At 60.4% G+C, this 13,383-nt stretch carries 13 protein-coding genes; 8 read left to right on the top strand and 5 right to left on the bottom strand.

Annotated features, from left to right (window positions below; translation table 11 throughout):
* Nucleotides 1-360: 360 nt before the first annotated feature.
* The 3 genes from FHR27_RS16755 to FHR27_RS16745 form a co-directional block, all read right to left on the bottom strand.
* The gene (locus tag FHR27_RS16755; protein WP_179539116.1) at nt 361-1,011 is read right to left on the bottom strand and encodes a hypothetical protein; all 651 of its coding nucleotides are present in this window, start codon (nt 1,009-1,011) and stop codon (nt 361-363) included.
* Between the two features lie 82 nt (nt 1,012-1,093).
* The gene (locus FHR27_RS16750; RefSeq protein WP_042556332.1) at nt 1,094-1,918 is read right to left on the bottom strand and encodes an NYN domain-containing protein; all 825 of its coding nucleotides are present in this window, start codon (nt 1,916-1,918) and stop codon (nt 1,094-1,096) included.
* A gap of 107 nt (nt 1,919-2,025) precedes the next feature.
* Nucleotides 2,026-2,508, bottom strand: a complete 483-nt coding sequence (locus tag FHR27_RS16745; RefSeq protein ID WP_179539115.1) for a BRO-N domain-containing protein — start codon at nt 2,506-2,508, stop codon at nt 2,026-2,028.
* A 423-nt stretch (nt 2,509-2,931) separates the two neighbouring features.
* On the opposite strand from FHR27_RS16745, the gene FHR27_RS16740 reads away from it, so the two are divergent.
* The 7 genes from FHR27_RS16740 to azu all read left to right on the top strand — a co-directional run bounded on the left by FHR27_RS16740 (nt 2,932) and on the right by azu (nt 10,870).
* Nucleotides 2,932-3,822 carry an MBL fold metallo-hydrolase gene (locus tag FHR27_RS16740; RefSeq protein WP_257026930.1) on the top strand — a complete coding sequence of 297 codons (891 nt, stop codon included), beginning with the start codon at nt 2,932-2,934 and terminating at the stop codon, nt 3,820-3,822.
* 441 nt (nt 3,823-4,263) lie between these two features.
* On the top strand, nt 4,264-5,385 hold the full coding sequence (locus FHR27_RS16735; protein ID WP_042556335.1) for a branched-chain amino acid ABC transporter substrate-binding protein: 1,122 nt from the start codon (nt 4,264-4,266) through the stop codon (nt 5,383-5,385).
* A gap of 250 nt (nt 5,386-5,635) precedes the next feature.
* The gene (locus tag FHR27_RS16730) at nt 5,636-6,550 is read left to right on the top strand and encodes an ABC transporter permease subunit (RefSeq protein WP_042556336.1); all 915 of its coding nucleotides are present in this window, start codon (nt 5,636-5,638) and stop codon (nt 6,548-6,550) included.
* A gap of 3 nt (nt 6,551-6,553) precedes the next feature.
* Nucleotides 6,554-7,831 carry a high-affinity branched-chain amino acid ABC transporter permease LivM gene (gene livM / locus FHR27_RS16725; protein WP_179539113.1) on the top strand — a complete coding sequence of 426 codons (1,278 nt, stop codon included), beginning with the start codon at nt 6,554-6,556 and terminating at the stop codon, nt 7,829-7,831.
* Nucleotides 7,828-8,700, top strand: coding sequence for an ABC transporter ATP-binding protein (locus FHR27_RS16720; protein ID WP_042556337.1), 873 nt, complete (start codon nt 7,828-7,830; stop codon nt 8,698-8,700). The genes livM and FHR27_RS16720 overlap by 4 nt, the downstream gene beginning before the upstream one ends.
* The gene (locus FHR27_RS16715) at nt 8,697-9,425 is read left to right on the top strand and encodes an ABC transporter ATP-binding protein (protein WP_042556338.1); all 729 of its coding nucleotides are present in this window, start codon (nt 8,697-8,699) and stop codon (nt 9,423-9,425) included. The genes FHR27_RS16720 and FHR27_RS16715 overlap by 4 nt, the downstream gene beginning before the upstream one ends.
* A 995-nt stretch (nt 9,426-10,420) precedes the next feature.
* Complete coding sequence (gene azu, locus FHR27_RS16710; RefSeq protein ID WP_179539112.1) at nt 10,421-10,870, top strand: azurin; 450 nt, start codon at nt 10,421-10,423, stop codon at nt 10,868-10,870.
* Between the two features lie 559 nt (nt 10,871-11,429).
* Here the strand turns inward: azu and FHR27_RS16705 are convergent.
* Both FHR27_RS16705 and FHR27_RS16700 read right to left on the bottom strand, forming a co-directional pair.
* Nucleotides 11,430-12,071 carry a TetR family transcriptional regulator gene (locus FHR27_RS16705; RefSeq protein WP_042556341.1) on the bottom strand — a complete coding sequence of 214 codons (642 nt, stop codon included), beginning with the start codon at nt 12,069-12,071 and terminating at the stop codon, nt 11,430-11,432.
* An 86-nt stretch (nt 12,072-12,157) separates the two neighbouring features.
* On the bottom strand, nt 12,158-12,601 hold the full coding sequence (locus tag FHR27_RS16700; protein ID WP_042556342.1) for a YhcB family protein: 444 nt from the start codon (nt 12,599-12,601) through the stop codon (nt 12,158-12,160).
* Between the two features lie 130 nt (nt 12,602-12,731).
* On the opposite strand from FHR27_RS16700, the gene FHR27_RS16695 reads away from it, so the two are divergent.
* A complete protein-coding gene (locus tag FHR27_RS16695) occupies nt 12,732-13,361 on the top strand; it encodes an alpha/beta hydrolase (protein ID WP_179539111.1) in 630 nt (209 codons plus the stop codon).
* Nucleotides 13,362-13,383: the final 22 nt, after the last annotated feature.

The raw sequence follows: 13,383 nt of genomic DNA, 5'->3' as shown, positions 1-13,383 counted from the left end.
GCCCGCTGTGGGGGCTGCGGGAGTGGAAATTGTAGGAGCACCACCTGTGGGAGCGGGCCATTCCCGCGAATCTCCATCGGCAGCAACACATGGTTTGCGGTTGGATATCGCACCCCGAAGCCGGCCATCCATTCAAGGCTGTCCGCCTGGCCCTCTACACAACGATTCCGTTCGGCCTCCTGAAGGAGCGAGTGGCGTATGCCCGATGTATTGCGTTGAGTTCCGTGGTGGACAAGCTTCGCGTTGTCCACCCTACCTACCCGCCAACGCCGTTCGTGGGAGCGGGCCATGCCCGCGAACCGATCTCCCCACTACTAATCCATCTTGCGGGCGGTAATCCATATTGCGCGTTGCACTGTTTTATGCGCCTTCCGCCCCGATGTTTTCTGACCTCAGTGTCTCGCAATTTAATTCTAGAGCTTTTCGAAGATATATATTTTTTTGCTTGGGGTCAGATTCGAAGCGATAGGCAAGCTCGTAGGCTTCGGCCATAACCTGCTCATATGTTTGGGCTGCTATTCGTTTGTTTATGTCAGTTTTAAAGCACCTTGCTTGGTGGGAGTAAATTTGTATTGGGTAGTGCTCTATCCATTGATCCTTCTTTTTTAGTGATCTAAATAGAAGCTGTACTGCGTTATCTCGCTTTTCTCGTGTTAGCTCAACCTCTAAAAGTGAGTCGCAGAGAGAGAGCTGCGTTACCGCCGCTACATGGAAACCCTCCTCCGCTGCCTTTCTAATGAGTGAGCAGCTCTGTTCTTCAATTTGAATTTTCTTTGTCTCGTCGTTGCCACTCAACTCCCATGCCATCAATATTCGCGATAGTGCTAGTTTGTAAGCATGGACTGGCGCGTTAGTTTGTTTTTCTTTTAAGTTTTCCGCGGCAGATTTTTGTAGCTCTAACGCCTGAAATAGCTCTTCTGTGCGAGTGTTCTCGAATTGTTCGATTCTGTCGTCTGTGGCTAATGTTTGGTTGCAGTAAATCAATATAAATATTGCAATTATTGATTTCATTGTTTTGTTCGCGTCTCCAATGGTTAAGCTGTTTTCGATGTATGCTATACATCATGTACGTTCGGTTTTGGGCTCTTTCGATTCACTGTCGAAATGAGGGTTTGCGATTTCTTACATATAGCACTTTTCCTCCTGTTGCCGTTATGCCGCGCTCTTGGAGTTCGAACTGCCCATTGCGTGCCTTAATCAGTTCGGTGAGTTTCTTGAAACCATATAAGCGTGGATCGAAATCGGATTTCAGTTTGCGAAGGTTCTCGCCCAGTGAGGCCATAAATACCCAGCCTTCCTCATCTGAAATATCATCAATAACTTTGCTTATCAGTTTCACCGGAATTTTAGGTGGAGTTGTCTCTGTATTTCCTGTCTCTGATGATGCTGAGTCGCTTGCTGCCAATTTGGGTTCTGGTGGCTCTGCGATGGCCGGCGCCAGGTTTTCCGCTTCGGTCACGTCATTGCGGAGCAATTCGGTGTAGATGAACTTGTCGCAGGCTGAGACAAATGGTTTGGGCGTTTTGTGTTCACCGAAACCTATTACCTCCAGACCTTCTTCGCGAATACGCGCAGCCAGACGAGTAAAGTCGCTGTCGCTGGAGACCAAGCAAAACCCGTCGAACCGTCGGGTATACAGCAGATCCATAGCGTCGATGATTAGGGAGCTGTCGGTAGCGTTCTTGCCTTTGGTGTAGGCGAATTGCTGGATCGGCTGGATGGAGTGGTCGAGCAGCACCTTCTTCCAACTGCCCAAGTTGGGCAGTGTCCAGTCACCGTAGATGCGTTTGACGCTGGCGACGCCGTATTTGGCGATTTCTTCGAAGAGGCCTTCGACGATGGCGGCGGGGGCGTTGTCGGCGTCGATCAGGACGGCGAGGTGTTTTTGGTGGGCGGCAGGCGCGTTCTTGCTGGCCATGGTTCTTCCTTGAAAGGCGATGGCCGACATTACTGCGAAATATTGGCGGTGCGCCACTGTTCAGTGCTGGCTCTTCGTCTAACCAGCAGCCACCGCCGTGTGTTCGTTTAGCCGAACCAACGTCGCCGTACTGGCGCTTCTTGCCAATTCGCAAGGGTGGGCAACTGCTGGAGGCGAACCCAGAGTTCACCTTGCCAGTCGAGCATGCCGATGTGTGCGCCTTGCCAGTTCATTTGCACGCGCCTTGGCGCCGCGTGCTGCGCTTGTGCCAGATCGTGCAACTGGGGGATGACGTCCTGACTGAACCAGCGGCTGAGGTTGCGGTGCTCAGGGTGCATGAAACGGTACAGCGCCTTGTACAGCCCGGCCTGATCGATGACCTGCACGGGCTCTTCGCTGCCGCTGGCATGGCGTAGGTACGTGGAGCGAATCTGCTCCGGATCCATGCGCCGGCATAGGCGCTCGGCGTGGCGCTGGCCGAGCAGGCGGCCGACATCGCTGGCGACGAACCAGGGTTGGCGGTCGATTAGAATCGCGCGTAGTGGCTTGTTATGGCGTATGAACACAGTGGGGATGAATGCATCAAGCATCGTGAAGGCTCCGAGTTGGGTTCAGGAGCTGCCTCGATCGCTGTCAACCGAATGGAGGCAGACCGCGCAGGGTTGACAGACCGGACTCGGAAGCCGGCAGACCACGAGGATCTCCCCACGCGATCTGCCATAGAGCGGAGCAGTGCAAACTGCATGCAAAGGCCGGCCTGCAAGAACGAACGCCGTTCTCGCATGCACCGGTTGGCACATCGCGCCGAGTGTCGAGCTGTCAAACCCGGCCACGGGATTGACCGTGGCCGATGCAGGATAGGGGCGCAACGCGGGCGAGGCAAGCGGTACGCAGGGTACTGGCGTTTGGTTTATTGGATCGATTCGAGCAACAAACCATTGCAAATAAGGCCGTATTTCGAATCAATCTGTCACCCTATGATGGCCCGGAATCTTTCTCTCCGAGGCTATGCCATGAGTGCTCTGCGTCTGTTGCGTCCTTTGTTGTTCGGTAGTGTCGTGCTGTCCATGGCTGGCCATGCGTTGGCGGCCGAGCCGTTGAAGCTGGAGTTGTACAACCCGGGCGAGCGTTCGGTTTTTCCGGTGTCGTCGCAGATCGTTTCCGGGCCGACCGAGGCGGTGTTGATCGATGCGCAGTTCCAGAACAACGATGCGCAGGCGCTGGTCGAGAAGGTGCGTGCCACGGGCAAGAAGCTGACCACCGTCTATATCAGCCACAGTGACCCGGATTACTACTTTGGCCTGGATGTGATCCACCGCGCCTTCCCGGACGCGAAGATCGTTGCCACCGCCGAAACCGTGGCGGCCATCGAGGCGAACAAGGACAGCAAGCTGGCGCATTGGGGGCCGATCCTCAAGGACAACGCGCCGAAGGCTCTGCTGGTGCCGCAGGCGCTGAGCGAGCCGAAGCTGACGGTGGACGGTCAGGTGCTGGAGATCCGTGGGCCGGAGCCGAAGCGTACCTTCGTGTGGATCCCGTCGTTGAAGACCGTGGTGGGCGGCATTCCGGTCTCGGCCAATATCCATGTGTGGCTGGCCGATACCCAGACCGAGCAATCGCGCCGCGACTGGCTGGGCACCCTGGACGCCATCACCGCATTGAAGCCGCACAAGGTGGTGCCGGGCCATTACCTGCACAATGCCGATGGCAGCGTGCCTCACTCGCCGCAGACCGTCAGCGCGACCCGCGACTATTTGCTGGCCTTCGAGCAGGAGGTGAAGCGTGCGCCGGACTCCGTGCATCTGATCGCCGCGATGCGCAAGCGCTACCCGGATCTGGCAGAAGAGTCGTCCCTCGAATTGAGCGCCCAGGTCATCAAGGGTGAGGTGAAGTGGCCGCAATAAGCCTCACCTGAACCGAAATGAAATCGCCCTGCCCGGCAACGGTGCAGGGCGATTTCGTGTTGTTACCGGTTACAACGAACGACTTCTCCCCATCGCAACCCCCACCGGTATGGCGACCGCTCTGGAATCGACCTCCGACCTCCCAAACACGATCCCAGCTGACGCCCACCAACCGTGCACTTATAAAACCGGTGTTTCGGATTGTTGCACCAGCCTGGACGATGCCTTGCTCGGTTGAGGTGCGCAGTTGGTAGCGGTCTGCGGCGATCGTGGCGCCTTTTTAATCGAAAATGACGCATTCCTTGGAACGACTCTCCAAGCTTATGCCGTTGGGCATTCCCGGCACGCATTTCAGTTATACCTTCGGCCGTCGGACGTGGAAGTGGCATAGGGCTTGCTCTTGCAGGATGGCCAATCCTAAAACTCCTCAGGAGCACGTCCATGCCTCACAAGTCTTTTCAGAAAGCTTTCCTGGCGCTTGCGGTTACCGGCGCACTGGGTTTTTCCTCTATTGCGCATGCCGATATCGTCATAGGCGTGGGCGCTCCCATGACCGGCGGCAACGCGGCTTTCGGTGATCAGTTGTGGCGTGGCGCCGAGCAGGCGGCGGCGGATATCAACGCGGCGGGCGGTATCAATGGCGAGCAGATCAAGCTGGTCAAGGGCGACGATGCGTGTGAGCCGAAGCAGGCCGTGTCCGTTGCCAACCGCATGGTCGACTCCGACAAGGTGGTGGCGGTGATCGGGCATTTCTGCTCGTCCTCCACCATGCCGGCTTCCGAGGTGTATGACGAGGCGGGCATTCTCGCCATCACCCCGGCTTCGACCAACCCACAGGTCACCGAGCGTGGCCTGTCCGCGATGTTCCGCATGTGCGGCCGCGATGATCAGCAGGGGATCGTCGCCGGTGATTACATCGTCGACACGCTCAAGGCCAAGAAGGTCGCCGTGGTGCACGACAAGGACACCTACGGCCAGGGCCTGGCCGACGCCACCCGCGCGCAGCTCAACAAGCGTGGCGTGAAGGAAGTGATGTACGAAGGCCTGACCCGCGGCGAGAAGGACTTCAACGCTCTGGTCACCAAGATCCGTGCGAGCGGTGCCGAGGTCGTTTACTTCGGTGGCCTGCACGCCGAGGCAGGCCCGCTGGTACGGCAGATGCGCGAGCAGGGCGTGACCGCCAAGTTCGTCTCCGGCGACGGCATCGTGACCGATGAGATGGTTGGCACCGCTGGCGGCCCGCAGTACGTCGATGGCGTGCTGATGACCTTTGGCGCCGATCCGCGTCTGATCCCGGATGGCAAGGCAGTGATCGAGAAATTCCGTGGCAATGGCTACGAGCCGGAAGGGTACACGCTGTACTCCTACGCCTCCATGCAGGTGGTCGCCGCGGCCTTCGCCGGTATCAAGGGCACCGATGGCGCCGAAGCCGCTGCCTGGTTGAAGGCCAACCCGGTGCAGACAGTGATGGGCAAGAAGGAATTCGACGAGAAGGGCGATCTGAAGGTCTCCGACTACGTGATGTATCAGTGGGGCACTGACGGCAAATACAAGCAGCTTTGAGAGAGAGTCCGTTCACGGCCGGCATAGCAGAACCAGGCAAAGCGAAAGCGGCCTTTCGTAGGGTGGACGTCGCTTCACCCGTCCACCGTCTTGCGATCGCAATGGTGGATGAAAAGAGCGTCATCCACCCTACGTCTATCTCGAAGACCGTGAACACAACTCCAAACCCGGTGGGTCATGGCCTGCCGGGGCTGCTGCGGTCGCCTGGCGGCTGCGCGCTTTTTTCCGTCACTGACTCAGAGATTCTTCAATGGACGGCATCTTCCTGCAGCAACTGGTCAACGGCCTGACCCTCGGTTCGGTCTACGGTCTGATCGCCATCGGCTACACCATGGTTTACGGCATCATCGGCATGATCAACTTCGCCCACGGCGAGGTGTACATGGTCTCCGCCTACCTGGCGGCCATTGCCATCGCGCTACTCGGTTTCTTCGGTGTGCATTCCTTCCCGCTGGTGATCCTCGGCACGCTGGTTTTCACCATCGTGGTCACCGGGGTGTACGGCTTCGCCATCGAACGGATCGCCTACAAGCCCCTGCGCAACTCCACACGGCTGGCGCCGCTGATCAGCGCCATCGGCATGTCGCTGATCCTGCAGAACTACGTGCAGCTCAGCCAGGGCGCGCGGCAGCAGGGTATTCCGACCATGCTCGAAGGCGCGCTGCGCCTGCACGTGGGTGACGGTTACGTGATGATCACCTACACCAAGCTGTTCATCATCGCGGCGGCCATCATCGGCATGCTGGCGCTGACCTTCATCATCCAGAACACCCGCCTGGGGCGCATGTGCCGCGCCACTCAGCAGGACCGCAAGATGGCACAGATCCTCGGTATCAACACCGACCGGGTGATTTCCTACGTGTTCGTCATCGGCGCTTCCATGGGCGCGCTGGCCGGGGTGCTGATCACCCTCAACTACGGCACCTTCGATTTCTACGCCGGCTTCATCATCGGCATCAAGGCCTTCACCGCAGCGGTGCTCGGCGGCATCGGTTCGTTGCCCGGTGCGATGCTCGGCGGGCTGATTCTCGGCGTGGCCGAGGCGCAGTTCTCCGGCATGGTGAATTCCGATTACAAGGACGTGTTCAGTTTCTCGCTGCTGGTGCTGATCCTGATCTTCCGTCCCCAGGGCCTGCTGGGCCGTCCTCAGGTAACCAAGGTGTAAGCCGTGAGTACGACTTCTTCTATCGATGTGAAAAAGAGCCTGGTCGACAGCCTGATGGCTGGCCTGATCGCGCTCATCGTGTTTGGCCCCGTGGTCGGCGTGGTGCTGCAGGGGTATGACTTCAACATGCGGATCGACCGCGTGGCGTGGATGGTCGGTGCGGTGATGGTCGGCCGCCTGCTGCTCAGCCTGTTCCTGCAGACAGGCAAGGGTCGCACGGTGCTGGAGGGCTTCGAGCGCTCCGGCGGTGGCGTCGGCGTGCAGCCACCGGGCTACGTGTCGCGGATGCGCTGGATCATCCCGGCGCTGATCGTGCTGGCGATCATCTTCCCGTTCTTCGCCAACAAGTACCTGTTGACGGTGATCATCCTCGGCCTGATCTACGTGTTGCTCGGCCTGGGCCTGAACATCGTGGTCGGCCTCGCCGGGCTGCTCGATCTGGGCTTCGTCGGCTTCTACGCCATCGGTGCCTACGGCCTGACCATGGGCTATGAATACCTCGGCCTGGGCTTCTGGAGCATGTTGCCGCTGGCGGCGCTGATGGCTGCCTTCGCCGGGACGATACTGGGCTTTCCGGTGCTGCGCATGCACGGCGACTATCTGGCCATCGTCACGCTGGGCTTTGGCGAAATCATCCGCCTGGTGCTGACCAACTGGCTGGAACTCACCGGTGGCCCCAACGGCATGAGCGCGCCGGCACCGACCTTCTTCGGTCTGGAATTCGCCCGTCGTGCCAAGGACGGTGGCGTGCCGTACCACGAGTTCTTTGGCGTGGCCTACAACCCCAACATGAAGTTCCTGTTCATCTATGCGGTGCTGGTGCTGGTCGTGCTGCTGGTGCTGTACGTCAAGCACCGCCTCACGCGCATGCCGGTCGGTCGCGCCTGGGAAGCGCTGCGCGAGGATGAGATCGCCTGCCGCTCCATGGGCCTGAACCACGTGCTGGTCAAGCTCTCGGCCTTCACCCTGGGGGCATCCACCGCCGGTATCGCCGGTGTGTTCTTCGCCACCTATCAGGGCTTCGTCAACCCGACCTCGTTCACCTTCTTCGAGTCGGCGCTGATTCTCGCCATCGTGGTGCTCGGTGGCATGGGTTCGACGGTGGGCGTGGTGATCGCCGCCTTCGTGCTGACCATCACCCCGGAACTGCTGCGCAGCTTCGCCGACTACCGGGTGCTGCTGTTCGGCATTCTCATGGTGGTGATGATGATCTGGCGGCCACGCGGGCTGATCCGCATCAACCGCATCGGCATCGCCCCGCGTAAAGGAGTCGCGCCATGAGCGACAACATCCTCTCGGTCGACAGCCTGATGATGCATTTCGGTGGTATCAAGGCGCTCAACGACGTCAACTTCTCCATCAAACGCAACTCGATCTCGGCGTTGATCGGCCCCAATGGCGCCGGCAAGACCACGGTGTTCAACTGCCTGACCGGCTTCTATTCGGCCACTGGCGGCAAGATCCTGCTCAATGCGCAGAGCAAGCAGACCGACGTGATCCGCATCCTCGGCGAGCCCTTCGCCGCGGACGATTTCATCAAGCCTCGGCAGTTCGGTTCCCGGCTCTGGTACAAGATGTTCGGCGGCACCCACCTGGTCAACCGCGCCGGCCTGGCACGGACCTTCCAGAACATTCGCCTGTTCAAGGAAATGACCGTGCTGGAGAACCTGCTGGTGGCCCAGCACATGCTCGCCCAGCGCAGCCTGATCGCTGGCATCCTCAACACCCCCGGCTACCGGCGCAGCGAAAGCAAGCTGCTGGACACGGCGTTCTACTGGCTGGAGGTGGTGAACCTGGTCGAGCACGCCAATCACCTGGCCGGCGAGCTCTCCTACGGCCAGCAGCGTCGCCTGGAAATCGCACGGGCCATGTGCACCGGCCCCGAGCTGATCTGCCTGGATGAACCGGCCGCCGGCCTCAACCCGTCGGAAACTCACGCGCTGAGCAAGATCATCCGCCTGCTGCGTGATGAACATGGTCTGACCGTGCTGCTGATCGAGCACGACATGGGCATGGTGATGAGCATTTCCGACCACATCATCGTGCTCGACCATGGGCTGGTCATCGCCCAAGGCGGCCCGGACGCCATCAAGAACGACCCGAAAGTGATCGCCGCCTACCTCGGCGCGGACGAGGAGGAGGTGGCATGACCGATATCAACGTGGCTCCGATTCTGGCGTTCAAGGACGTCGACGTGCATTACGGGCAGATCCAGGCGCTGAAGAAGGTCAACCTGCACATCGATCCAGGCGAGACGGTGAGCCTGATCGGTGCCAACGGTGCGGGCAAGTCGACGCTGCTGATGTCGATCTTCGGCCAGCCGCGGGCCAGTGGCGGGCAGATTCTCTATCAGGGAGAAGACATCACCCGCAAGAGCACTCACTTCGTGGCCTCCAACGGAATCGCCCAGTCCCCGGAAGGGCGCCGGGTGTTTCCCGACATGAGCGTGGAGGAGAACCTGCTGATGGGCACCATCCCCATCGGCACCAAGCATGCAGCCGAGGACATGCAGCGGATGTTCGAGCTGTTCCCGCGGCTCAAGGAGCGGCGTAATCAGCGGGCGATGACCATGTCCGGTGGCGAGCAGCAGATGCTGGCCATCGCCCGGGCGCTGATGAGCCGACCCAAGCTGCTGCTGCTCGACGAGCCGTCGCTGGGCCTGGCGCCCATCGTGGTCAAGCAGATCTTCGCCACCCTGCGCGAGCTGGCGCAGACCGGCATGACCATCTTCCTGGTCGAACAGAACGCCAACCACGCCTTGCGCCTCAGCGACCGCGCCTACGTGATGGTCACCGGCGAAATCCGCATGACCGGCACGGGGCAGGAACTGCTCGGCAACCAGGAAGTGCGCAACGCCTACCTGGGCGGGCACTAACGCCTGCACCTTTATCGCCCGCAAGCGGGCTCCTACGTATCGAGACTGACCTCGGTCCCGTAGGAGCCGGCTCGCCGGCGATACGATTTCTCCCGCGACACGATGCTGGCCGCCACCACTATCGCCCGCAAACGGCCCCACGCACCGAGACTGACCACGGTCCCGTAGGAGCCGGCTCGCCGGCGATGCGATTGCTCCCGCGACACGATGCTGGCCGCCACCACTATCGCCCGCAAACGGCCCCACGCACCGAGACTGACCACGATCCCGTAGGAGCCGGCTCGCCGGCGATGCGATTGCTCCCGCGACACGATGCTGGCCGGCACCACCATCGCCCGCAAGCGGCCCCCACGCACCGAGACTAACCACGGTCCCGTAGGAGCCGGCTCGCCGGCGATTCGATTTCTCCCGCGCCGCAGTGCTGGCCGCCACCACTATCCCCCGCAAGCGGCCCCCCACGCATCGAGACTGACCACGGTCCCGTAGGAGCCGGCTCGCCGGCGATGCGATTTCTCCCGCGACACGATGCTGGCCGCCACCACTATCCCCCGCAAGTGGCCCCCCACGCATCGAGACTGACCACGGTCCCGTAGGAGCCGGCTCGCCGGCGATTCGATTTCTCCCGCGCCGCAGTGCTGGCCGCCACCACTATCCCCCGCAAGCGGCCCCCACGCACCGAGACTAACCTCGGTCCCGTAGGAGCCGGCTTGCCGGCGATACGATTTCTCCCGCAACGCGATCTCACTCGTCGCTCAGGTACCCGTGGCGCCCTGTGCATAAACGGCGAACCACTGTTGCAGGCTATCCATCAGGGTCATGGCGTGTCTCCTCTCGAACAGGGTCCCAGAGTAAGCCTGCACTGGTGTTCTGGCCGCATGTTTGTCTGGATCGTGTCGATAGGTTTTACGGATGACGCTGCGGTCTGTTGCCTCAGGTCATGGGCAAGCGCGGCGCGATAGGGCACGCTGCACTTATTCACTGCCTAGGAGACTCCCATGATTCGCAAGTTTGTCGTCGCCTCCGTGCTGGTTCTCGCCAGTGCTCCGTTGTTGGCTGCCGAGTGTTCGGTGGAAGTGCACTCCACCGACCAGATGACCTTCGATACCAAGGCGATCGAGGTAAGCAAGAGCTGCAAGACCTTCACCATCGAGCTCAAGCACGTCGGCAATCTGCCCAAGCACATAATGGGGCACAACCTGGTAGTGGCGAAAACCGCTGACGTTCAGGCCGTCAGCACCGATGCAATCGCTGCCGGTGTCGAGAAGGGTTACCTGAAGGAAGGCGACGAGCGGGTGATCGCGCATACCAAACTGATCGGCGGTGGCGAGTCCGATTCGGTGACCTTCGACGTCAGCAAGCTGGACGCCGCGCAAAGCTACCAGTTCTTCTGCTCGTTCCCAGGCCACGCGGCGCTGATGAAGGGGGCGCTGACCCTGGTCGACTAGGCATCCGGGTCACGGCAAGGGCCGCTGCTTCGTCAGCGGCCTTTTTGCATCTGTGTAAAAGATATCCCTGTCGCAGACTTACACACAAAGCCTGTTGATAAGCCTGTTTCGAAGGTGTGAACAACTGCGCGTAGAGCAGCCCGTACCTGGGTTGTGGCGTTTAGCGCTTTTTTTGATCAGGCGATTTATTCAATCAAAACAGTGGGTTGTGGAGGGTTATGAGGCCTGCGCCAGATTGTCCACGACTACTGTGGGCAGGGCTGTGGATAAGATGAGCATGCCTGTCTGCAGGCCCCGGAATACGTGTCCTGTAGGTGGGTGGTCATTATATGATCAGTTGCGAGGTGGCTTGAGAAAACTGAACGAAGGCCCGCCGAAGTCAAGAAATACTTCAAAGATTTCAGTGGGTTGAATAAAGCCATCGAGCGATGAATAGATGGTTATCCACGCCAGCTGTGGAGCAAGCTGTGGATAAAGTGGGAGTAGCCTGATGCAGCCCACTGGCTGTCAGGCCTGCCGCAGGCTGATGTTTTTTCAGCCAATCGCGGCAGGTACCGGTTCAGTCTTCTGCGGAGTCGTTGAGGCCCAGCCCGCGCCAGCGTTTGGCGCCGATCAGGATGAAGCGCAATTGCTCGATCATCTTGGTCTGCGGGCGCTTGTGCAGGGGCAGAGAAGAGGACTGCGCATCGATCAGTTCCGGCAGGGTGGCGAACACGGTTTTCACCACCAGATCCGCCAGCATGCTGCGGGCAGGCTCGTCGAGGTGCTGCAGCTTGGGCATCAGGCTCAGATCGCTGGCCAGGTCGGCGGCGATGTCTTCACGGAAGGTGGCCAGTGCCAGGCGCACGGGCAGCGAGCCGCCGAACTGCTCGCGGGCAAGAAACAGGAACTGGCCACGGTTCTGCTCCACGGCGCTGAGAAAGATCTGCACCGAGGCGTCGATGATGCCGCCCAGCTCGAATTCGTTGCGCCGTACCTGACGCAGGGTGATGCGAAAGGTTTCGCCGACTTCGGCCACCAGGGCGAGGCCCAGGGCGTCCATGTCCTTGAAGTGCCGGTAGAAGCCGGTCGGTACGATACCGGCGACACGTGTCACTTCGCGCAGGCTGAGGCTGCTGAAGGCGCGGCCGCTGTCCAGCAGTTGACGGGCTGCATCCATCAGCGCCTGGCGGGTAGGGTGGTGTGAACCGTTTGCTGCCATCGAATCGCTTCCCTGTTCAGCTCGATTCGGAATCGTAAAGCAAAACCCCGCCATGCGGCGGGGTTTGGATTGCTCGCGTCACGCCATCAGTGACGATTTTTCAGGCCGTAGCCCTCGTCGAGCATGCCGGGAACGTCGGCACTCTTGGGGGCGTAGTCCTTGGGGATTTCCATGTCGCGCGGCGGCGTCAGGCGTTCGCGCTTGTCGCTGCTGCTCGGCTCTGCGTGCAGGGTGGCGAGCAGGCGCTGGCGCGTCACTTCGTCGAGGGCCAGGCGATCGGCGCCGTGGGACAGGTGCTCCTGAACGTCGTGATAGCTCTGGGTCAGTTTCTTGACCAGATTTGCGGTGGTGTTGAAGTGGGTGACCACTTCGCTCTGGTAGGCCTCGAAACGTTCCTGCATGTCGTCCAGCTGGCGCTGGGTGCGGCTAGGCGCTGCATTGGGCGCAAGGCGTGCGATCAGGAAACCGATGGCGATGCCAGCGACCAGGGTAAGTGCCGGTAGCAACCAGGCGGTGAGCGTCTGTTCCACGAGTCCTTCCTCTCTAAACGGCTTTGCTTTACGTTAACGGCTGGAACCTGCGCTGTACACCGCTAAGTGCTGGTGCGAGCAGGTTAAATGCTAGACGAGTCGACCCTGTTCGAGGTCACGGAGTTCACTGTTGCTCATCCGCGAAACCCCCGTAATGATCGATGGCCCGAGCGGCCAGCTTGAGGCCCTTTCTCTGCAGGTGGAAGAGGCGCGTGGCGTCGCGCTGATCTGCCACCCCAATCCGGTGCAGGGCGGCACCATGCTCAACAAGGTGGTGTCGACCCTGCAGCGCACGGCTCGTGATGCCGGCTATCACACCCTGCGTTTCAACTACCGCGGTGTGGGTGCCAGTGCAGGTAGCCATGACATGGGCAGTGGTGAGGTCGATGACGCCGAAGCCGCCGCCCACTGGCTGCGCGAGCGCTATCCCGAGTTGCCACTGACCCTGCTGGGATTTTCCTTCGGCGGTTTCGTCGCCGCCAGCCTTGGCGGCCGTCTGGAGCAGCAGGGCATCGAGCCTGCGAAGCTGTTCATGATCGCCCCGGCTGTAATGCGCCTGAGCGGCGACAACTCGCCTGCCGAGCGCTGCCCGATGGTGGTGATCCAGCCGGATGCCGACGAAGTGCTCGAGCCGCAGCTCGTGTACGACTGGTCGGCCAACCTCGGGCGTGCCCACGAGCTGCTGAAAGTGGCAGAATGCGGGCACTTCTTCCACGGCAAACTGACCGATCTGAAAGACCTGCTGCTGCCTCGCCTCTGAGGACGCATCCGTCAGCCGCCTA

The organism is Pseudomonas flavescens, from assembly GCF_013408425.1.
In the GTDB taxonomy this organism is placed as follows: domain Bacteria; phylum Pseudomonadota; class Gammaproteobacteria; order Pseudomonadales; family Pseudomonadaceae; genus Aquipseudomonas; species Aquipseudomonas fulva_A.
This window is presented reverse-complemented; position numbering and strand designations above follow the sequence as displayed.